This window comes from Leucobacter luti (assembly GCF_050310065.1).
Classification (GTDB): domain Bacteria; phylum Actinomycetota; class Actinomycetes; order Actinomycetales; family Microbacteriaceae; genus Leucobacter; species Leucobacter luti_B.
In genome coordinates, this window is the sequence record NZ_CP190007.1 from 110,348 (window position 1) to 129,893 (window position 19,546).

The following is a 19,546-nucleotide window of genomic DNA, read 5'->3' on the forward strand; positions in this document are numbered from 1 at the left end:
GTCGCTCTGCGCCGATCAGGCGGCTGCTGCGAAATGGTGGTTGAGCATGCCCATGGCCTCCGTCAGCGCCGAGGGCCCAATGCCAAAAGCTCTCTCCACAAGGCGCACCTCGCCCCTGATGCCGGGCTGCAGGCACCAGGGGCGAGCCTGTCCTTTGCGCAGGGCTCGCATGACTTCGAATCCCTTGATCGTGGCATAGGCCGTGGGGATCGATTTGAAACCGCGCACCGGCTTGATCAGTATCTTGAGCTTTCCGTGATCGGCCTCGATCACGTTATTGAGATACTTCACCTGCCGGTGGGCCGTCTCCCGGTCCAGCTTTCCTTCGCGCTTCAATTCGGTGATCGCTGCACCATAGCTCGGCGCTTTGTCGGTATTGAGCGTGGCAGGCTTTTCCCAGTGCTTCAGGCCTCGCAGGGCCTTGCCCAGGAACCGCTTCGCTGCCTTGGCGCTGCGGGTCGGCGACAGGTAGAAATCGATCGTGTCGCCCCGCTTGTCGACTGCCCGGTACAGGTAGGTCCACTTGCCCCGCACCTTGACGTAGGTTTCATCCAGGCGCCAGCTCGGATCAAAGCCACGCCGCCAGAACCAGCGCAGCCGCTTCTCCATCTCCGGGGCGTAGCACTGGACCCAGCGATAGATCGTCGTATGGTCGACCGAAATGCCGCGTTCCGCCAGCATTTCCTCAAGGTCGCGATAGCTGATCGGATAGCGACAATACCAGCGCACCGCCCACAGGATCACATCACCCTGGAAATGGCGCCACTTGAAATCCGTCATCGTTCCGTCCGTCCAATCTCCGCCAAGCATGCTCAAGCTTCACGATTTTTGCAACAGAGCCCTTCTCCGTGACGAAGGCAGGCGAGGTGAAGATGAACTCAAGCTCATCGACTTGCTCAAGTTCGTTACGGAGTGCCTCAAACGCGAAAATGGAGAACGTCGATGCGGCGATTCGAACCTTCGAGCCTGGGGAAATCTCGGCTTTGAGGTCCTCACCCAACAGGTCAGTAACGTTGTTGATGATCCGCAAGCTCAGCCTTCCGACTCGTTCGGCGTGGCAGCAGCGCCTCCGCGACGGACCCAGTCGTCGATCTCGGAAGCCTGGAACTTCCAGAGCCTGCCGACCTTGTGAGCAGGCATGCCCTTCTCGGCGATCCAGGTGTAGACGGTGTCTTTGGTGACCCCAAGATGGGAGGCGATGTCGTCTGCAGAAAGCCACGGCTCGGTCACGTTGGTCCTCCCTCTCAACCCGAATGGGCAGTCACTCCGATGCTATCGGAGTATTACCGAACTGAGTAGGGTCTTTCCGGGTGTAATCCGGTGTGCGGCGCCAAGACAGTGTTTCAAACGGTGAGATGGTCAGAGAGCCATGCTGAGACGGTCGCCCTCCACCGTTCCCTGTCCGAGTTCCACGCCAAAGTGTGCCCTGCATCGAAGGTCTCCAGCTGAACGAGATCCGGACGCTTCGGCGCGAGCGCCAACGAGGTCTTGATGGGAACTGAATCGTCGTTAGCCCCGTGAAGGATCAGCGTCGGCACAGAGAGTTCGTCGGCGCGCGCTATCCAATCAGACTCGCTAAACGAGATTCGAGTTGGGAGCCCTAGCCGTCGAGCCAGTGCGCGATTCGTCAGCCACGGGACCGCGAGTAGCCCGGCACCGCGCGGGAGCCCGGCGCGCTGGCAGTTGGCTTTGATGACCTCAATCAAGTTAAGCACCGGTGAATCCAGCACAAGTCCGACCATCTGCGGCGCATAGTCCGACCGGGTCGCAAGCTGCAGCGCGATAACAGCGCCCATAGACCAACCGAACAGCACTATCCGTTCAGCTCCCCGGCGAACCGCATATCCGATCGCTGCCTCGACGTCCGCGGCTTCAGTCACCCCGAGCGTGGAGCGCCCCGATCCAACGATGGGTCCTTCCCCATCGTTGCGATAGCTCACTACGAGTGATGTGAGTCCCAATTCCGTGGCGACCTGCACACCGCGGAGGGTGCCCGCTCGAGGGCTTCCAAGACCGTGAACGTGAATCGCCCAGATCGATGTGTCACCGTTGATTCGCCAAGCTGGCGCCGGGCCGACGGCGGTACTGATGACGATGTCGCTGGCATCGAGCCCGGCATCGGCGGGTGTGGCGTAGTAGATGCCGCTCCACGAGACTCGATCACCAGCTCGCGGCGTGAGCCCTGGTGACACTCCCACGATGACGCGGGCGACTTGGTTCTGGCCGCGATCCTCAACCTCGCTGCCGAGTTGCGCCCATCCGCCGTGCTCAAACCAGAGATTGTAGGTGCCGGGCGCTTCGGTATCGCAAGTGCGGTCGAGCAGAAGAAGTTGGCGATCACCATTGACCTCAACGCCGCGCAAGGTCAGGTTGAAATGGCGTGGCCCGACTGGTGCCGTGAGCTTTCGCGCGATCGTCCATCCAAGACCTGCCCCAGCAGCACCCACCATAACGCCGCCGATCACGAGCTGCCGCTTCATGTACGCTCCCAACTGCTGTCGCCACGATCCGCGCGCAAACCTGTGCGCGCCACGCCCGAGTCGAGCCCCAGAAGTTGCGACTCGGCCCGTTCCAGGAGAGCTTCTTCAGTTGGCGTCACTTCGAATGTCACGCGCGGATCGATCATGGCGTCGCGAATCTCAACCACTTCGCGGTGCAATCGTCCTTCAGGGTCGTCAAGACTGGCGCCGAGGGCATCGGTGCCGCTAAGCCCGGGGCGAACGCTCGTGGCCCGCTGCCAGAGCGGTTCCAGCTCCCCCGTGATCTGCGTTATCTGCGCGCGCCGTGTGCGTTCACGCAACGACCTGACAACTGGTTGGCCCGCGAACCCGGCGCACAAGAACAGGAAAGTGAGTAGCGAGAGTGGCCCGTATGCTTCGCCGAACGTGCGCATCAGTTCCAGGTGACCCGCGACGTGTGCGACATCCATTACAAGGACCACGACGGCCAAGCCCACGCCGCACGCCGAGCCAAGGAACAGGAGGAGTGCGGGGATGCGCTGGATCCCGGTAGCGACGCGGAACTGACGGGTAGCCAACGCGAGCATGGCCGCCAGGACGATGCCGCAGTAGGTGAAGCCGATCATTGAGTAGGCGGCCGTTACCGGCTGGTCGCCGAGGTCAAGCATGAATGTCGCGGTCGACGCCCCTCGGTCAATGAAGAAGAACAACACCGTCGTCGTGACCAGGGCAAGGATCAGCGCGGGGCGCCCTACGGCGGCTCGCACCAGCCGGGGACGATACTCACCTGCCTTCATCGCCGCGCGCCCCAGAAAGAAGAGCCCAATCATCAAGAGTGCGTCGGAGAGCAGAGTCGTGATGTTCGTTCCGCTAAGGACCGGGTCGATAGCCAGGTATATCGCATCCACGTTGAGGGTCATTGCGATCGCGATGGTCAGGGATGCGTAGGTGATACTGCGGTCGGGGCGCCCGCGTCGCAGGATCAGCAGGCTCGCGACGAGAACCCACATGAGGATCGCAACGAGCGTCTGGATCATCCGAAGACCTCGAAGTAGCGAGACTCCGCGAATGCGGAACCTCGGATCCCTGCCGCGAGCCGGTCCGCGAGAGACTCCGCAGCAATCTCGGTGTCGGAATCAAGATCCTGCCGTCTGAGCAGACGTGCGCGAGTGTGCGGAGGAATATCAGGCAGGAGCACGTCCGCCTCTGTGCATTCGTCGCCGTCGCAGTGGCCCAGGATCATGTGTGACAGCTCGTGCAGCACAAACTGCTGGCGATGCAAGGCGGAGTCCGTGCGTGCGTGGATGATGATGTCGTCTTCGTCGGTGGTGAGCCAGACCGCGCAGATTCCGTCGCGATCGCCGATCTCGGCAAGCTCGACGATACGAAGGCGGCGTCCTCTGCGTTGCTGCACAACGCCGTAGAGATCGTCGAAGGTGAAGACATTGCCGAGGGCAAGATCCGAGAGGGCCGTCGAGACGACCTGTTCGATATTCACGTTGCGCTCACCTCCTTCGAGGGCACTTCGCGGCACCGACTCGGCTACGTGAGCGACGCCGTCATTGCTGGTCTGTGTGTGTCATTTCCTCATCCAGAAATTTGCTGATGGCTTGGAGTGCCTTCGGTGAGATATCTCCAAGAGTGCGCGCCGCGTACGACTTCACCTTCGCCGCTCGCATCGAGCGCACGAGATCAAGCTGTGCGCTGACCTTTTCGGGAACTACGGCGTCGTTCGCGCCGATCAGGAAGTCGGTATCGACGTCAAAGAACGCCGCGAGCCCCGCAAAGACGGCGGGGTCCTGAACGTACCGGTGGCCATTGACCATGTAGGTCCAGCGCGACCTCGACAGGTTGGTGCCTCGGTCACGGAGAAACGCCGCAATTTGTGAGTAGGTCGGCTCGGTGCCGGTCTCGGCGATCGCAACATCGAGTAACAGCCGCAGGCGCTTCGCAAGATCCGCAGCCGCAGTCGCGCTCTCGTCGTCGGTCATGCGCGCTGACCTCCTTCGCTCGCGGTGAGAAGCATCCTCGGCAGGGTAATCCCGGCACGTTACGCATGCTCAATATAGCCGTTGAGCATGAACAAATCAAGGGTTGCGCATGCTCAACGGTCGGTGTTAGAAACGAAGCCCGGCACGTTTTGAGCATGCTCAACGACCGGGAGCCTCTGGACCCTTCGATCACTCCTAGGGAGGTGAACCATGCCCAGATCCTGGCTGCCCACGCACTGTCGCCCGCACTCGCGCCGCAACAAGTCGCTACCTCGTGCATCTGGAACACGCAGGGGCATCCGCAGAGTTCGTGGAGTCGCTCGCCCACCTCACCGGTGTATCGCCACGCACTCCTGCGACGTGGCGCGCCGGAGAGGAGGGCACCTGATGGTGTCGACAGATGAACGCCGTGCCACCCGCGAAGCGAAGCTCGATGAGCTGCACGAGAAGCTGACCGAAGCAGTTGACAAGCTGGTGTCTGGCGAGGATTGGGCGGCTGCGCTTCGGTTCGCAGCCAGGTTCCGCAGCCGCTCGTTCAACAACACCCTGCTGATCTGGCTGCAGCACGCCGCCGCATTCGAAGCGGGTCTCGTGTCTGAGCCGATGCCGTCATACGTGGCTGGGTACAAGCAATGGCAACAGTTGGGCCGCCAGGTCGAGAAAGGTCAGCCCGGGTATCAGATCCTCGCTCCGGTGACCGGTCGCTTCGCGTCGCCGACGCCTGCGGATCCAGCGTCGTGGCGGCGACTCAACCGATTCGAGAAACCACGACCGAGCGAGGAAGTCCGCTCGAAGATGATCGGCGTTCGCCCCGCATGCGTGTGGGACGCGGCGCAGACCTCCGGCGACGCCCTACCGACTCCACCTGCACCGACGTTGCTGAAAGGCGAGGCACCAGATGGCCTCTGGGCGGGACTCGCCGGACGAATTGGAGCGGCAGGTTTTCAGCTCCTCGATGTGGAGCACGAGGGCCTGATCCACGGCGCGAACGGTGTCACCGACTACGCGGAGAAGACGGTCAAAGTCCGAGAGAACATGGATCCCGCCGCGCGAGTGAAGACTCTTGCTCACGAACTCGCCCATGTGCTCATGCACGGCCCTGATCAAGATGCCGCACGGCAACACCGGGGTGTAGGCGAGGTGGAGGCCGAGTCCGTTGCGCTGATGATTGGCGCCGCGCATGGGATGGACACCAGCGACTACACGATCCCCTATGTCACGTCGTGGGCTGCAAACGTCGACGGTCAGGAGCCCGCGGAGATCGTGCGCGCGACCGGAGAACGAGTGCGTGCCACCGCCATGAAAATCCTCGAACAGCTGGACACGCAGATGATCGGCGACGGCACTCCTCCTGGACTCGATCGCACCGCCGGGCGCACCAACTCCGCCGCCGCAGAGCGCGCGAGCACCGCGCCAACGAGCGCGGCAAGCTCGAAGCACGCTGCAGCGTCCGAATCGCGGGGGCTGTGATGAGCGTGACAGATTCGTTTGCGCAGGTGCTCGATCGAATCGGCCGCGAGGAGGCACTGGGTCGAAGCGCACTTGCATTCGCAGCGAGCGGCATCCCGGTCTTCCCATGTGCCGCTGGCGGGAAGCGCCCAGCTGTCGCGGGAGGATTTCACGCGGCGAGCGGCGAAGCGGACCTGGTGCGGCGTTGGTGGACCGCGATGCCCAACGCGAACATTGGGATGCCGACGGGCGCAGCCTCGGGACTCGTCGTGGTCGATGTCGACGTGCACGGCGCTGTCGACGGGTACGCGGCGCTGGAGGGTGCGCGGCACGAAGGTCTGGTGAATGGCTGGCTCGCAGCGGTGGAAACGCCGTCGGGCGGTCTACACTTGTACTTCCCTGCGAGGGGCGATGCGCATCAGAGGTCTTGGCAGTCGGCGCGAGCGGGAGTCGACTTCCGCGGCGACGGCGGCTACATCATCGTGCCACCCTCGGCACGGGACATCGAGGGTGAAGCGCGCCAGTACAAGACGCTGCAGCTCGCTCACGAAAGCGGTCATCCGCTCGACGCACAACGCCTTCGTGACTTCTTGGATCCACCACGGCCCTCCACGGGCCCGCGCGGTGCAGCCACTGCGATGGCGCCCGCTGACCTCACGCGGTTGGCGAGTTGGGTATCCCGTCTCCAAGAGGGCGAACGGAACCATGGCGTCTTCTGGGCAGCCTGCAAAATGGCGGAGAAAGAGGTCCCCGCAGGCGAGGCGCTCGACGCTCTCACGGCCGCGGGTGCGTCAGCTGGGCTTAGCGAGCGCGAAGTGACGACGACCGTCCGCTCGGCCTACCGATCCGTCCATGGCCCGCCGCGTCAACGCTTACCCGCGAGCGAACCGATGACCCGACCCCACCGACCGCAACCGGTCACAGATTCACGGGCCTTGGCATGAGGACCATTCGGGCGCGCCGATCCGCGATCATCACCGCCGTCGCGGGTACGGTCTTCATCGCTGCAGGCGCGTTCTGGCTATCGTTCACCTCCCTGGCGGATCTCGCCGCTCGCTCAGGTATCGGTGCCGGGCAGGCATGGGCATGGCCGCTCATCGTCGACGGCGTCATCGTGGTATCAACCGTTGCCGTTGTTGCCCTCGCCGGGTCACGCTCCGCCTGGTACCCCTGGACTCTGCTTGCGGGAGCCGCAGCCGTCTCAGTGACGGCAAACTCGATCCACGCGGTGGTCGCCGCAGATGCCGACGTTCCAAGCCTGCTCGCCGCGGCTGTCGCTGCCGTTCCGCCAGTCGTATTGCTGGCGATCACGCACCTGACGGTGCTGCTCATGCGCACGCCGGAGGCCGCCGAGGAGCACACCGATGACGCGCTCCTCTCGCCCCAAGAACAGGCAACTGCCTTTCGTGACGAGGGCTGGTCGAACAAGCGCATTGCCCGCGAGCTGGACGTGCACCCTTCGACCGTCGGGCGCTGGTTCGCAAACGCACCTATCGAACATGAACGGGCGCGTTCCGCACCCGACGAAACAGAGGACACGACATGAACGAGAACACCGCCGACGTCGGTAAACGCCCCATCGATGCGGAAGCTATGGACGTGACGACGAGGCACGAAGCGGTCGAGTTGGCGAGGCTCCGCAATCAGCGCGGGGGCTCGATGCGCGATCCTGCGACATACCGAGGGCGCGGTGTCGAATGGGTACGCCCGACCGACTTGGTGGCTCGCGGCAGCGCACGAGTGGCCGGTGCGGGGATCAACTTCCAGTCCGAGCTGCATCGGCGCACGCGGACAGCGGCACAGGAAGGCACCCGGCGCATCGCCGAACGTGCACGTCACCTCCCTCCCCTATCAGCGTTTGGGCGCGGTGCCACGCGACCGGATGCGAGGCGCAGCTCGATCGGCACCGCCTGAGCGTGAAGAGCGGACATCGTCATGGGCACCTCATCTGCACCCAACCTCCCCAATGGGGAGCGGGTGCGCACCTGCGTAGCAGGAGGTGCTCTTGTCATGACCACTCACCACTTACCGTCGCACCCTCGCGAGGACTTCACCACGAGCGAGGGATTGCGCGCCCTGCTGCACCGGTTGCACCAGTCGGGTGCCCACGCATGGAAGCACGACCGCGTTGCCGCGGAACTCGCCGCGTTCGCTGCCGAAAAATACGCCGCGCTGGCTCGTAAACACGGGCTCGACCCGTGGGAGGCCGCATCCGCAGCTTTCGATGTGATGCGAACTCGTTCGGCCCGCGAAGCTGACGACCCCTGGGCCGTCGTCACTCGCGGCGTGCAGATCACCTGCATCGCCGAAGAGCGTGGGCAGGGGTTGCTGTGCGCCACGCACCAAGCTCGACGCCCGCACGTCTCCGCATTCCATGACCCAGAACGATTCGCCGACCGCGAGAATCCACTGGCCGATTACCATCCCGCGTTCCATGTGGTCGACAACTACCTCGAAACTGAGGTTGACGACGTCGACAAGAATGACGAGGTAGGCACCGCCAGACAGGCGATCGAGGTCTCAATCGGATTGTTCGCGACGTTGGGTTGGCCGGAAAGCACAACCCGCGCAGCGGTCGAGCACGTGTGTGGCGCGATCGCACGGGCAGGGTCTCGGCAAAGCGCCTACGAAGTGCTGCGCCGCGACAAGCATGCTCGTGCGCTCCTCGATCTTCCCGGCGATGCGTGGTCGGCCCTGCTGCATGCATTGCTCGGACATCCCAACCCCGCGTATCGCGCGACGAGCACCGGCCGCGGCATCCTCCTTCGCATCCTTGTTGGCGAGACTCTTCCTGACCTGCTGCTCGATGACGACCTCGTGTCGATCATCGTGACGTCCGCACCCAGACACGGGAGCGGACGATGAGCACGCACGACGGGCACATTGAGCTGGAGCGAGCTGTCGACTCAATCCACGTTGGCCATCGTCACCGCAGGGATCTCGGGGAACTCGACCTCCTCGCCGCGTCGATCGAACGGGACGGGCTGCTGCAACCAATCACTGTGACGCCGGAGGGCAATCTCGTGTGTGGTGCCCGTCGGCTGGCCGCGATCAAGCGACTGGGATGGATGCACGTCAAAGTCTGGGTGCGCTCGGGCATCTCGGGCGAGCTTGCACACCTGCTTGCTGAGCAAGACGACAACGCGCTGCACAAGTCGCTCACCCAACTGGAAAACGCCGCCCTATACCGCGAGATCAAAACGTTGATGGCTGAGGATGCCGCCCGTCGCCAAGAAGCATCACGATTTAGCACCGAGAACCAGCCGGGAAATGACGGTGCCGCAAAATTTGCGGCACCGTCAGATTCTGTCGGAGACGCGCGCGAGCAGGCCGCCGCCATGATCCCGGAGGGCGCCTCTCACACGACCCTGGAGAAGATCAACTACCTGCAGCAGATAGCGAACGACGAGAGTCAGCCCGACTCCGTACGAGAAGGCATCGCGGCCGAGCTGGAACTCATCGGCTCAGGCGCTCCCGTGCACCCGAGCTTCCAACGCGCTCGACAGCTCGTGACTGCGGCACAACCCGATGGTGACGTTGTGGATGTGGCGAAGCTGGCTGAGGAAGCACTTGCGCGCATCAAGAACGCTCCGAAGCCCAAACGGCGACCTTCACCGACCGCGCTGACCTCGCGCGTCGACGGCGACGAGCCGTGGCCGATTCGCGCATTCGTTGTCACGTGGACGGAACTCGACGGCTGGTGGCGGCACTTCGACGTCGACGAACTGGCTCGCCAACTGAGTGACGCCGAGATCGAGATGTTCCTGCTCGTTGTTGAAGCCACCGCTCAGGTCGCTGAGCGACTCCGTGCCGCGCGAGACATCGATCGGGCGGACGCCAAGACCCCGACCCAGGTGGGGAACCTTCGCGCCCTCTGATCCGAGACTAATGCGGCGCACCTGTCCCGCATGAAGCTTCCTACCGCTCCCCGCGCACGCCGCACTCTGATCGCCCTCATCGCGGCTCTGTCGCTGGCGATCCTTGTCGCTGGCATCGGCATCTACGGACTCCTAATCGGATCCGAGCAACCCATCGAGTCGACCGATCCTCCATCATCGACTGCTGCCCCAAGCGCAGAACCTTCTCGTGAGCCGACCTCACCACCTCGGATCCCGTCGATCCCACAGACCACCGACGCCGAGGCATTCGCGCGCAGCGTCGCCGCGGCACTGTTCACCTGGGACACCGGCAGTGGGTTCCTGCCGCTCGACTACACCGCAGTCGTCCTCGATGTCGCCGACCCGACCAGCTTCGAACAGTCGGGACTCGCCGCCGACATCGCCAACTACCTGCCCACGCAGAGCGCGTGGGTGCAGCTGCGACCGTACGCAACCACGCAGCGTCTGGAGATCACCTCATCGTTCGTGCCGGACGCCTGGGCTGGTGCGCTCGTGCAGGCTCGCCCAGGGCAGCTCCCCGACGGCTCCGTCGCCTACACGATCGAGGGCATCCGCCATCGATCCGGCGTGTGGAATGGCGACCCTGTCACCGCAGAGCAGACGCTCGCATTCACGATCTTCATCGCATGCCCAGCCGACGACCCTTGCTACGTCCTACGGCTCTCGAAATTGAACAATCCGCTTCATTAGGACGACTGGCTCATGATGAAGAAGCTCGCGATCGCAGTGGTCTCCTTGATGTTGCTCGCACCGACCCTTGGGCTCGTCACAGTTGGACTGCTGGCGAATCCCTCCGCCATAGCGTGCCTTGCCTCGTCGGGACTCACCGTCGGAAACGTGCCGGATTCTCTCGTGGTCACGACCACAAACGGCGAGACATTCACCCTGAACAAGCAGCAGCTCACGCACGCTGCGACGATCATCACAGTGGGTTCGACGATCGACGGCGTCACAAGGGATGCCATCCAGATTGCGCTGATGGCAGCGCTAACCGAGTCGACGCTTCGACAGCTTGCGAACACCGGCGCCTACCCCGAGTCCGACAACTATCCGAACGATGGGAATGGCTCCGATCACGACTCACTCGGCCTGTTCCAAATGCGACCGCAAGCGGGCTGGGGCTCGGTCGCAGAGCTGATGGATCCCGAATATCAAGCCAAAGCATTCTTCGGTGGCCCGACCGGCCCCAACTATCCCTCGCCACGTGGTCTCCTCGACATCCCGGGCTGGCAGAGCATGGGCAAGGGCGAAGTCGCGCAAGCAGTCGAAGTGTCGGCGTACCCCGACCGATACAACAACTACGAGCCCGTCGCCGCGACGATCCTCGCGACGCTCACTCGCGGCACATTGGCCGCAACAGCACCGACGACGGCCCCTGCGTCGCCTGTCGTCGACGTTGCGGAGACCTCGCGCGTCGTGTTCCCGTTGCCGGAGGGAACCTGGGTGCACACCAGTGACTTCGGCCCACGAACCGATCCCCTCACTGGCGAGAGCGCCTTCCACAGCGGAACGGACTTCGCCGCGCCGGATGGGACGCCGATCCTCGCCGCGGCTGACGGTGTCGTGACGGTTGCCGAGTTCTCTGGAGGCTACGGCGGCCTCATCGTCATCGAGCACCGCATTAGCGGCGTGACGGTCGCGACCGCCTATGCGCACATGTGGCAGCACGGCATCCATGTCGCCGTCGGCGAGCGCGTTATTGCGGGGCAACACGTCGGCGATGTGGGGTCATCCGGGCGATCAACGGGCCCACATTTGCACTTCGAGGTTCGACCGGGTGGAACGAACGGCGAAGCGGTGGATGCCGCGAAATGGCTCAATGATCACAACGCCGCAGATCTCCCCGAAGCTACGGCAGGAGCCGGATGTTCCGCGCTTGGAGGCGGTCGCTGATGAACGTGTTTCCTGACTTCGGCAGCCTCAGCGGCATCGGTGACCTCAGGATTGTGATCGGTGCGATGCTCACGATCATCCTGATCGTCGCAGTACTCATGATCATCATCAGCGCAATCACCTGGGCCATCGCCACGTCGACCGGCAACCCGGGAGTCGCCGCAAAGGCGCGCGCCGGGGTCTTCGTCGCACTCGGCGCCGCGCTCCTCGCCGGTGGCGGCGTCACCTGGGTGAACTGGCTCATCAACATCGGCGGACAGCTGTAGTACTGCTGTTGGCCTCAGGCCCTGGCGGGAACTCTCGCCAGGGCCCGTTTTATTGCGTGTGACGGAGTGCGCACCTGGCTCTCGACCCTGTTTCGTCACCGCCGCGGGCGGTGCTCACGCCAAGGAGCCACCGTGTTCGAACTCATCACGACCCTCACCGCAGTTCTGCCGATGAACATCGACGTGACGCCCAACGACTCGGGGTTACCCGGGATCGGACAGTTGCGCGTCATCGTCGGCGCCGTCATGACGATCGGGCTGATCCTGTCCGTGCTCGCCCTGATCGTGTCGGCGATCGTGTGGGGATTCGGGGCGAACTCGTCCAATCCCCACCTCGCCTCCCGCGGCAAGCTCGGCGTACTCGTCTCTTGTGGCGCCGCCATCATCTGCGGTGCCTCCGTGACGCTGATCAACTTCTTCTGGAACGTCGGGCAGCAGGTGTGAGCTTCTTGAATCCCCCAACTTCGAGAGCAATGCCATGAGTGTCTGTGATATCCCCGTCATCGCCAATGTGTGCGACGCGGTCGGTGAAGGCGCCGCAACGCTGGTGTCTGCCCCATTCGACTGGCTGGCCGCGACGATGGGGCAAGCCGCCGGATGGCTCATCGAAGCCATGTGGACCGTCTTCGACAGCACCACCCTCGTCGACGTCCAGTCGCAGGGCTACCTCGACGTCTACAACCTGCTCTTCGGTATCGGTGTCTTCATTGTGCTGCTCTTTTTCTGCTTCCAACTCATCCTGGGCCTGATCCGGCGCGAACCTGCTGCGCTCTCACGCGCGGCGCTCGGGGCAGCAAAGGCCGTGCTTGGTTCGTTCGTCGTCATCACGCTGACGGCAACGGCGCTGGAGATCGTCGACCAGCTCTCCATCGGCATCGTCCAAGCCGCGGGAGAAACAACCGAAACGATGGGCGATAAGATCGCGCTCCTCACGGCAGGCCTCACCACGATCAATATCGCTGCGCCCGGCGTCGGAGCGATCATCACGATCTTCCTCGCTGGGCTCATGATCTGCGCGGTCGCGATTGTCTGGTTCTCACTCCTCATTCGCAAAGCTCTGCTGCTCGTGGCAATTGTGCTTGCGCCGATCGCCTTCGCGGGCGCTGCATGGGATGTCACTCGCGGATGGATCGGCAAATGGGTGGCGTTCGTCGTCGCCCTGATCGTGTCCAAGCTCGTGCTGGTCGTCGTGTTCCTCGTCGCCATCACTCAGGTCTCGACACCGATCGAAGCTGACCTCGCCTCCGTGACCGAACCGATCTCGGGCATTGTGCTGCTGTTCATCGCCGCGTTCGCGCCCTACATGGTTTACCGATTCATTTCGTTCTTGGGTTTCGATCTCTACCAGGCGATGGGAAGCGAGCAGGAAGCGAAGAACGCCGTCAACCGGCCCGTTCCTGTTCCGTCGAAGCCGCAAGGCGACGGCGTGAAGAAGGTCCTTGATGGCGGTTCCGGCGGTAGTTCCGGCGCAACTCCCGCATCGAGCGGTGCGGGAGGCGCAACGGCCCCAGCGGGAGCGAGTACCAGCAGGGCAGCCGCCGGTGCCAAGGCGGGAACCGGCGCGAGCGGAAGTGCTGGAGCCAGCGCTGGAGCCGGAGCGGGCGCTGGTGCTGGAGCTGCCGCGGCGGCCGGGCCTGCAGCAGCCGTGATCATCGGAGCCGAAGTTGTCAAGGGCGCAGCGACCGCCGGGCCGAAGCTCGGGCAGGCGATCGGCGGCACCGCCGAAACAGCGATGACCGGCGCAGGTGAAATCGGGGCTGCCCCGTCTGCGACGCCGACTGCAACAGCGGCTCCCTCTGTGCCGCAACCGCCAGCACCACGATCAGACCCCGCACCTCCCAGCACCCCGCGGCCCCGGCCAAACGGCAAGGAGTGACCGATCATGCCGAAGAATCACGACGTTCCACGCGCCGGTGACCTCGTCCCGGTGAAGTTTTCGCGACTGACCCGCCGAGGGGTCCTGCTCGGGCTGTCGCTGTCGCAACTTGTCGCTCTCGGCCTCGGGGTCGGCACGCTCGTGTGGGCGTTCTACGCTGGCGGCGGGATTCTCATCGCGTTCTCCGCACCCGTGTGGCTTGCCGCGGCGGCCGTGGTGTGGATCCGGATCGCGGGGCGCGCGGTCGTCGAGTGGATCCCCGTAGTTATCTGGTGGATGTGGAAGACCACTGGCGGGCAACTTCTCTACCGTCGACGAGTTGTGAAACCTCGGCCCGCGGGGACTCTCGCGCTTCCCGGCGACATGGCGCGGCTCCGCGAGTACGACGACCCCGCCACCGGCGCAGGAATGGTGCATGATCCGACCGCTGAAACGCTCACGGCGATCGTTGCCGTCTCGCATCCCGCATTCGTGCTCCTCGACCCCGGCGAACAGGAACGCCGAGTCAGCTCGTGGAGCCGGGTGCTCGCAACCGTCTGCCGCTCAGGACGCATCTCGATGCTCCAGGTGCTGGAACGCACGCTGCCCGACTCTGGGACAGGGCTTGCCGAATGGTGGGCATCACACGGCAACGCCGACGCCTCCTGGGCCTCGACCACGTATGCCGAGCTGATCGACCGCGCCGGGCCCGCCGGAGAACGTCACGCGACCACGCTGTCTCTCTCCCTCGACATGCGTGCGGCATCCCGCCAGATCCGCACAGCCGGTGGTGGCATTCGTGGCGCGGCAGCTGTGCTGCGTCAAGAAATGTCGACGCTGATTGCCGCGTTGCGGTCAGCCGATCTCTCGCCGTCATCCTGGTTGACGTGTGGCGAGATCGCGGTCATTCTCCGATCGGCGTACGACCCGGCCGTCGCGGCGACGCTTGAACGCCACGGTGAACTTGGTCAGTCGCTCGCCACTGCAGGACCCGTGGCCGTTAACGAGTCCTGGTCGAGGCTGCGCACCGACTCGGCCTTCCACGCAGTGCTGTGGATCTCGGAATGGCCAAGGTCGATGGTGTACCCCGGGTTTCTCGCGCCGCTGCTGCTCTCAACCGGGATCCAGCGATCGTTCTCGCTTCTGTGCACCCCAATGCGCTCCGATCAGGCGGCGCGCGACATCCGTAAGAAGAAGACCGAGTACATCTCGGACGCTGCCCAGCGTCAGCGGATCGGCCAGATCGAGGATGCATCGCAGACGGCAGAGTTTCACGACGTGCTCCAGCAAGAGGCCGACCTCACTGCCGGGCACGGAGTACTCCGCTACACGGGTCTCGTCTCTGTCTCAGCACGTACCGCAGACGACCTCGACGCCGAAGTCGCCGCCATCGAGCAAGCCGCCATCCAAGCCTCCTGCGAGATGCGACTCCTCGTCGGCCAGCAGGCACAGGCATTCACCGCCGCCGCGCTGCCTCTGTGCCGGGTGGTGTGAGCAGGACCTCGAAGTCGCAGCTCATGGATGCGGTTCGATAGTTGATCGTCATGACCGCCAGTCGGAAGGATTACTCCTGGCCGCACGTTTCGGGCAACCTCGGCGTCATGTAGCCGCGGTCATATGGTATTCGCCTGAGTACTGGATCAGCACCTGATATCTTAGGGTGCATGTCTGGCGCTTCTGCCGCGGCCGCCGCCGCTGTTACGAGGACGCTCCGCTAGCGGCGGGGCGATCTACCCTCTGACGTTTCCGTCGCTTCGTAGTTAGTCCGGAGCGGTGTTTTTTGCTGCCCGGAGTTCATCTTTCGAACAACGGAGCATTCGTGTCCTTTCGCATTTCCTGGCACCGGGATAGATCATCGGTGCGTGCATGGCTTGTCCTTGTCTGTCTATCCATCCTGCAGTTCTTCATTGCCGTCGACGTCACCGTCGTGAACGTCGCACTGCCTTCCATCGGCGCCGAGTTCGGCGCATCAGAGAGTCAACTGACCTGGGTTGTGGTCGCCTACACGATCACGGGAGGTGGCCTACTCATGCTGGGTGGGCGCCTCGGCGACGTGTTCGGCAGGAGACGCGTGCTCCTGACCGGCACCGCGATCTTCGGCGCGGCATCCTTGCTGGCTGGGATCGCATGGTCATTCCCGATTCTCGTCGCCGCTCGATTGCTGCAGGGGGCCGGTGAAGCGCTTGCGCTCCCCGCAGCGATGGCGGCCATCGTCATGCTCTTCCCCGAAGGGCGCGGACGGTCACGGGCACTGAGTGTCTGGGCAGCAGTCGCCAGCTGTGGCCTCGTGCTCGGATTCGTGCTCTCCGGGGTCATCACCGAGTTCTATGGCTGGCGATGGATCTTCCTTGTGGCGATTCCGTTCGTTTTGCTCGTGCTCGTCACAGCGGGCATCCTCCTCCCCGCTGGAAACGCGGCGAAGTCCGCTCCGCTCGACCTTCCTGGCGCCATCTTGCTCACCGCGACGCCGCTGCTGTTCGTGTTCGGAATTATCGAAGCAGGCTCGGGTGCGCATACCGCGACCTGGGTCGCCGCGCTTGCTGGCTCGTTTGTCTGCGCCGCATTATTCGTCGTGGTTGAGCGACGTGCAGCGAATCCTTTGGTGCCGATGACGTTTTTCCGCAACCAGACGCGAGTCCTCGCGAACGGAGCCACCGCGCTTTTGAGTGCCGCATTGTCAACGTCGTTCCTGCTCTTCACCTTCTACCTGCAAGAACGTCTGGGGCTCAGCCCGCTGGCGACAGGATTCACGCTCATCCCCTTGGCCGTCTCGCTCGTGATCGCGGCGACGTTCGTGCCCAGGTTGCTCGACCGTTGGGGCGCGCGTGCGTGCATCCTCGCTGGCCTCGTGTTCACGGCACTGGCGATGGGCACCATCGCGATCGTCGTGCACATGCATGGACCAGCACCAGCGATGATTCCCGCGATGATTCTTATTGCCGCAGGCATGGGCTTCGGTCTGGTTGGTCTCCAGTACGCGGCGGTGAGCGGTGTCACCGACCAAGATGCCGGGATCGCTTCTGGTGTCCAGCGAGCCTCCGATCAATTAGGCGGATCAACCGGCATCGCCCTCTACTTGGGCATCGGTTTTGCGCCCGCGTTCACCGGGGATGCGCCGTACCTGGTCAGCAGTGCCCTCGCCGTGATCGGGCTTATCGCCGCAGGAGCGCTCGCTTCACGCATCGTGCTTCCGAGCACGCGGGAGCACCGGGCAATTTCCCAATAGGCACTCGACCCTTCCATCTCCGGCTGGCGTCTGGTCGGCCTGCTTTGGGTCCGCACTCAAAGCAGGACGACCCACGCAGTTATCCCGAGGGCCCGATGCCGTCACACTTCAGTGGTAATCGGCTTGCGAGATCGCTCTGACCTTACGGTCGCTGCCGGTTTCAAGTGATCGTGACCGGTACCTGGGATGCGCACCTGATGGTCATCAATGCCGCCATCGAAAGTCAAAAGGATTCCCAATGCCAACGTTCTACGATCCCGGCGCCGATGCCGGTGAAGCATCCGAGGCGCTGCGCGGGCTCGCGCATGCATCGCGCAACTTCGAGAACCCCCAGGATCTCTACGGCGTGCTCGGCGACCTGCTGTCGGGAGTCCGGTCGCTGAAGCAAGTGCTCGATCAGCTCGCTACTGCCCACATCAGCAATCGTGCCCGCGCGTTCGACGATCACGGCGACCATGCCGTTGGATCAACGGACGCGCTCGCTGCCGCCGATGAGCTGCATCAGGCGGCGACATTCATCGACCAAGCCGAGGACCGACTGAACGCCGCAGCATCTGCCGCGAGTCGTGTCTCCTGGCACGACGCGCCCGCGACAGAAAACGGCCCGGCAACACGGTGGATCAACGTCGTCTTCATACAAGGTGAAGAAGCCGACGAAGTGCTCGACATGATCGACGCCGACGGCCCTGCCGCCGGACTCGATCACCTGAAGAGCTGGGATTACGGAGACGAGACCACGAGTGCGGCGATGGAGAACGGGTACGTCTACGATGAGCCGCCCAGCGGACCGTTGGAGCACAAGCTGCGCGACGGTGACTACCACCTCACCTACAGTCACAGCTTCGACCACGTCGCCCTTTATCGACTCCACACCATCGACGCCGAAGACGTACTTCCGAACGAGTCTCGCGGCCTCGATGCGCACCCAGTGGCGCCGCGCCAACAGCGGGCATCCTGGTTCGAGCCTGCGAACATCACGGCACTCAAAAAGCAGCGAGGGCTGGGGCTATGAACCGGGATGACGCAGAGCGGCTCCATACGGCGGTGCTCGTTGCTCCAGCATCCGAGAAGCGTCGAGTGCGCAAGCAACGTCAACGGGCGGCCGCGAAGCTACAGATCGAACAGCAGCACTCCGAACGCGAAGAAACCCGCGCGAAGTATCTCGCCGAGCTGGCTGAGCGCCGGGGCACATCGTATCTTCCCACCGCTGGGGAACCTGGCCCGGCTCAGCTGCGTTCACCAGGCAGGTTCCGTCTGCCCCGGCATCAGGACACCTCAGCCACTCTCGCAGGTGCGTACCCGTTCCTCGCAGAGGGAGGGCTCGGTTCCGATGGCGTCTTCGTCGGTCAGGATCTCTACTCCGGTGGTTCGTTCGTCTACGACCCGTGGGTGCTGTACGCCCGTGGCATCATCACCGCTCCGAACCTCGTGCTCGCGGGCATCGTCGGCTCTGGGAAGTCCAGCTTGGCAAAGAGCCTCTACACACGGTCCCTCCCATTCGGGCGCCGCGTCTACGTGCCGGGTGATCCAAAGGGCGAACACACAGCCGTCGCCGAAGCCGTCGGCGGACGGGCAATCGTGCTCGGGCACGGGCTCGCCACACGGCTCAACCCTCTCGACGAGGGTTACCGTCCCTCCGGCATGAGCGACGAGAGCTGGGCGTCCACCGTCGCGTCTCGGCGCCGCGACCTGATCGGTGCACTCGCGGAGACGGTTCTTACTCGACCCCTCACCCCACTGGAGCACACGGCGATCGATACCGCGCTGACCGAGGTCGTGCGCAGTAACGATGTACCGATCCTTCCAATGGTTGTTGAGCACATCCTCGCCCCCGCTCAGCACGCAGACCCCGACGGGAGGCTCGCGGAAGACGGGAGGCTTGTCGGGCATGCGCTCCGACGGCTCGTTGCGGGAGATCTCGCCGGGCTCTTCGATGGTCCGTCAACCGTGACCTTCGATCCCACACTGCCGATGATCTCGCTCGACCTTTCGCGGGTGACCGAGAACTCCACGCTGATCTCGGTGCTCATGACCTGCTCTTCTGCGTGGATGGAGTCTGCACTGCTCGATCCCAATGGCGGCCAACGCTGGTGCATCTACGACGAGGCCTGGCGACTCATGTCCCACCCAGCACTGCTGCGACGGATGGATGCCCACTGGAGGCTCGCTCGTCACTATGGGATCGCGAACATGCTGATCTTTCACAAGCTGACTGACCTGGAGAACGTCGGCGACCAAGGTTCCGCAATGCGCGCCCTGGCCAACAGCCTGCTGGCCAATGCCGAGACGAGGATCATCTACCGACAGGAATCCGACCAGCTCGGCGTCACCGCTGGAGCGCTCGGGCTCACTGGCACAGAACAGAAGCTGCTGCCGGGGCTCGGCGTGGGACAGGGGCTCTGGCGCATCAAGGATCGCTCGTTCGTCTGCCAGCATCAATTGCACCCCGACGAGCTGGCACTCTTCGACACGACAGGTCGCATGGTGGGCTGAGTGCGCGCGGAGGCT

General features: G+C 63.8%; 21 protein-coding genes and 1 pseudogene. 15 read left to right on the plus strand and 7 right to left on the minus strand.

Going from position 1 to position 19,546, the window contains the following annotated elements; all coding sequences use genetic code 11:
• Positions 1 to 15: 15 nt before the first annotated feature.
• From ACOPJ3_RS00535 to ACOPJ3_RS00565, 7 genes are all read right to left on the minus strand, one after another.
• The gene (locus ACOPJ3_RS00535) at positions 16 to 780 is read right to left on the minus strand and encodes an IS6-like element IS6100 family transposase (RefSeq protein ID WP_001389365.1); all 765 of its coding nucleotides are present in this window, start codon (positions 778 to 780) and stop codon (positions 16 to 18) included.
• Positions 746 to 1,030 carry a hypothetical protein gene (locus tag ACOPJ3_RS00540; protein ID WP_427869886.1) on the minus strand — a complete coding sequence of 95 codons (285 nt, stop codon included), beginning with the start codon at positions 1,028 to 1,030 and terminating at the stop codon, positions 746 to 748. Before ACOPJ3_RS00540 ends, ACOPJ3_RS00535 begins: the two co-directional genes overlap by 35 nt.
• A gap of 2 nt (positions 1,031 to 1,032) precedes the next feature.
• Positions 1,033 to 1,230, minus strand: a complete 198-nt coding sequence (locus ACOPJ3_RS00545) for a helix-turn-helix domain-containing protein (RefSeq protein ID WP_427869887.1) — start codon at positions 1,228 to 1,230, stop codon at positions 1,033 to 1,035.
• A gap of 113 nt (positions 1,231 to 1,343) precedes the next feature.
• Entirely contained in the window at positions 1,344 to 2,480 is a 1,137-nt protein-coding gene (locus ACOPJ3_RS00550; RefSeq protein ID WP_427869888.1) for an alpha/beta hydrolase, read from the minus strand.
• A complete protein-coding gene (locus ACOPJ3_RS00555) occupies positions 2,477 to 3,496 on the minus strand; it encodes a DUF6545 domain-containing protein (RefSeq protein WP_427869889.1) in 1,020 nt (339 codons plus the stop codon). Before ACOPJ3_RS00555 ends, ACOPJ3_RS00550 begins: the two co-directional genes overlap by 4 nt.
• The gene (locus ACOPJ3_RS00560) at positions 3,493 to 3,957 is read right to left on the minus strand and encodes a hypothetical protein (protein ID WP_427869890.1); all 465 of its coding nucleotides are present in this window, start codon (positions 3,955 to 3,957) and stop codon (positions 3,493 to 3,495) included. The genes ACOPJ3_RS00555 and ACOPJ3_RS00560 overlap by 4 nt, the downstream gene beginning before the upstream one ends.
• A gap of 61 nt (positions 3,958 to 4,018) precedes the next feature.
• A complete protein-coding gene (locus tag ACOPJ3_RS00565; protein ID WP_427869891.1) occupies positions 4,019 to 4,450 on the minus strand; it encodes a hypothetical protein in 432 nt (143 codons plus the stop codon).
• Between the two features lie 387 nt (positions 4,451 to 4,837).
• Between ACOPJ3_RS00565 and ACOPJ3_RS00570 the strand changes: the two genes are divergently transcribed.
• The 15 genes and pseudogenes from ACOPJ3_RS00570 (at position 4,838) to ACOPJ3_RS00640 (ending at position 19,531) form a co-directional block, all read left to right on the plus strand.
• Positions 4,838 to 5,920, plus strand: coding sequence for an ArdC-like ssDNA-binding domain-containing protein (locus ACOPJ3_RS00570; protein WP_427869892.1), 1,083 nt, complete (start codon positions 4,838 to 4,840; stop codon positions 5,918 to 5,920).
• On the plus strand, positions 5,920 to 6,843 hold the full coding sequence (locus ACOPJ3_RS00575; protein ID WP_427869893.1) for a bifunctional DNA primase/polymerase: 924 nt from the start codon (positions 5,920 to 5,922) through the stop codon (positions 6,841 to 6,843). Before ACOPJ3_RS00570 ends, ACOPJ3_RS00575 begins: the two co-directional genes overlap by 1 nt.
• Complete coding sequence (locus ACOPJ3_RS00580) at positions 6,840 to 7,445, plus strand: DUF2637 domain-containing protein (RefSeq protein WP_427869894.1); 606 nt, start codon at positions 6,840 to 6,842, stop codon at positions 7,443 to 7,445. Before ACOPJ3_RS00575 ends, ACOPJ3_RS00580 begins: the two co-directional genes overlap by 4 nt.
• Positions 7,442 to 7,813 carry a hypothetical protein gene (locus ACOPJ3_RS00585; RefSeq protein ID WP_427869895.1) on the plus strand — a complete coding sequence of 124 codons (372 nt, stop codon included), beginning with the start codon at positions 7,442 to 7,444 and terminating at the stop codon, positions 7,811 to 7,813. Before ACOPJ3_RS00580 ends, ACOPJ3_RS00585 begins: the two co-directional genes overlap by 4 nt.
• 96 nt (positions 7,814 to 7,909) lie before the next feature.
• Positions 7,910 to 8,764 carry a hypothetical protein gene (locus ACOPJ3_RS00590; RefSeq protein WP_427869896.1) on the plus strand — a complete coding sequence of 285 codons (855 nt, stop codon included), beginning with the start codon at positions 7,910 to 7,912 and terminating at the stop codon, positions 8,762 to 8,764.
• On the plus strand, positions 8,761 to 9,777 hold the full coding sequence (locus tag ACOPJ3_RS00595) for a ParB N-terminal domain-containing protein (protein ID WP_427869897.1): 1,017 nt from the start codon (positions 8,761 to 8,763) through the stop codon (positions 9,775 to 9,777). Before ACOPJ3_RS00590 ends, ACOPJ3_RS00595 begins: the two co-directional genes overlap by 4 nt.
• A 30-nt stretch (positions 9,778 to 9,807) precedes the next feature.
• Complete coding sequence (locus ACOPJ3_RS00600) at positions 9,808 to 10,488, plus strand: hypothetical protein (RefSeq protein WP_427869898.1); 681 nt, start codon at positions 9,808 to 9,810, stop codon at positions 10,486 to 10,488.
• Positions 10,489 to 10,500: 12 nt separating this feature from the next.
• Positions 10,501 to 11,667, plus strand: a pseudogene (locus ACOPJ3_RS00605) (M23 family metallopeptidase); the annotation flags it as partial.
• A 23-nt stretch (positions 11,668 to 11,690) separates the two neighbouring features.
• Positions 11,691 to 11,957 (plus strand): DUF6112 family protein, encoded by a 267-nt coding sequence (locus tag ACOPJ3_RS00610; RefSeq protein WP_427869899.1) that lies wholly within the window; start codon positions 11,691 to 11,693, stop codon positions 11,955 to 11,957.
• Positions 11,958 to 12,128: 171 nt separating this feature from the next.
• Positions 12,129 to 12,401 carry a DUF6112 family protein gene (locus ACOPJ3_RS00615; RefSeq protein WP_223160667.1) on the plus strand — a complete coding sequence of 91 codons (273 nt, stop codon included), beginning with the start codon at positions 12,129 to 12,131 and terminating at the stop codon, positions 12,399 to 12,401.
• A 34-nt stretch (positions 12,402 to 12,435) separates the two neighbouring features.
• Positions 12,436 to 13,833 (plus strand): conjugal transfer protein TrbL, encoded by a 1,398-nt coding sequence (locus ACOPJ3_RS00620; RefSeq protein WP_188034658.1) that lies wholly within the window; start codon positions 12,436 to 12,438, stop codon positions 13,831 to 13,833.
• 6 nt (positions 13,834 to 13,839) lie between these two features.
• Positions 13,840 to 15,306 (plus strand): SCO6880 family protein, encoded by a 1,467-nt coding sequence (locus ACOPJ3_RS00625; protein WP_188034657.1) that lies wholly within the window; start codon positions 13,840 to 13,842, stop codon positions 15,304 to 15,306.
• 325 nt (positions 15,307 to 15,631) lie between these two features.
• On the plus strand, positions 15,632 to 17,038 hold the full coding sequence (locus ACOPJ3_RS00630) for an MFS transporter (RefSeq protein ID WP_427869900.1): 1,407 nt from the start codon (positions 15,632 to 15,634) through the stop codon (positions 17,036 to 17,038).
• Between the two features lie 238 nt (positions 17,039 to 17,276).
• On the plus strand, positions 17,277 to 18,050 hold the full coding sequence (locus ACOPJ3_RS00635; RefSeq protein ID WP_427869901.1) for a hypothetical protein: 774 nt from the start codon (positions 17,277 to 17,279) through the stop codon (positions 18,048 to 18,050).
• Complete coding sequence (locus tag ACOPJ3_RS00640; protein WP_427869902.1) at positions 18,047 to 19,531, plus strand: ATP-binding protein; 1,485 nt, start codon at positions 18,047 to 18,049, stop codon at positions 19,529 to 19,531. Before ACOPJ3_RS00635 ends, ACOPJ3_RS00640 begins: the two co-directional genes overlap by 4 nt.
• The last annotated feature ends 15 nt before the right edge of the window (positions 19,532 to 19,546 follow it).

Excerpts from the sequence above, each read along its gene's own strand:
- ACOPJ3_RS00535 (WP_001389365.1), bottom strand. The coding sequence starts at position 780 with ATGACGGATTTCAAGTGGCGCCATTTCCAGGGTGATGTGATCCTGTGG.
- ACOPJ3_RS00550 (WP_427869888.1), bottom strand. The coding sequence starts at position 2,480 with ATGAAGCGGCAGCTCGTGATCGGCGGCGTTATGGTGGGTGCTGCTGGG.
- ACOPJ3_RS00555 (WP_427869889.1), bottom strand. The coding sequence starts at position 3,496 with ATGATCCAGACGCTCGTTGCGATCCTCATGTGGGTTCTCGTCGCGAGC.
- ACOPJ3_RS00565 (WP_427869891.1), bottom strand. The coding sequence starts at position 4,450 with ATGACCGACGACGAGAGCGCGACTGCGGCTGCGGATCTTGCGAAGCGC.
- ACOPJ3_RS00570 (WP_427869892.1), top strand. The coding sequence starts at position 4,838 with ATGGTGTCGACAGATGAACGCCGTGCCACCCGCGAAGCGAAGCTCGAT.
- ACOPJ3_RS00575 (WP_427869893.1), top strand. The coding sequence starts at position 5,920 with ATGAGCGTGACAGATTCGTTTGCGCAGGTGCTCGATCGAATCGGCCGC.
- ACOPJ3_RS00580 (WP_427869894.1), top strand. The coding sequence starts at position 6,840 with ATGAGGACCATTCGGGCGCGCCGATCCGCGATCATCACCGCCGTCGCG.
- ACOPJ3_RS00585 (WP_427869895.1), top strand. The coding sequence starts at position 7,442 with ATGAACGAGAACACCGCCGACGTCGGTAAACGCCCCATCGATGCGGAA.
- ACOPJ3_RS00590 (WP_427869896.1), top strand. The coding sequence starts at position 7,910 with ATGACCACTCACCACTTACCGTCGCACCCTCGCGAGGACTTCACCACG.
- ACOPJ3_RS00595 (WP_427869897.1), top strand. The coding sequence starts at position 8,761 with ATGAGCACGCACGACGGGCACATTGAGCTGGAGCGAGCTGTCGACTCA.
- ACOPJ3_RS00600 (WP_427869898.1), top strand. The coding sequence starts at position 9,808 with ATGAAGCTTCCTACCGCTCCCCGCGCACGCCGCACTCTGATCGCCCTC.
- ACOPJ3_RS00610 (WP_427869899.1), top strand. The coding sequence starts at position 11,691 with ATGAACGTGTTTCCTGACTTCGGCAGCCTCAGCGGCATCGGTGACCTC.
- ACOPJ3_RS00615 (WP_223160667.1), top strand. The coding sequence starts at position 12,129 with ATGAACATCGACGTGACGCCCAACGACTCGGGGTTACCCGGGATCGGA.
- ACOPJ3_RS00620 (WP_188034658.1), top strand. The coding sequence starts at position 12,436 with ATGAGTGTCTGTGATATCCCCGTCATCGCCAATGTGTGCGACGCGGTC.
- ACOPJ3_RS00625 (WP_188034657.1), top strand. The coding sequence starts at position 13,840 with ATGCCGAAGAATCACGACGTTCCACGCGCCGGTGACCTCGTCCCGGTG.
- ACOPJ3_RS00635 (WP_427869901.1), top strand. The coding sequence starts at position 17,277 with ATGCCAACGTTCTACGATCCCGGCGCCGATGCCGGTGAAGCATCCGAG.
- ACOPJ3_RS00640 (WP_427869902.1), top strand. The coding sequence starts at position 18,047 with ATGAACCGGGATGACGCAGAGCGGCTCCATACGGCGGTGCTCGTTGCT.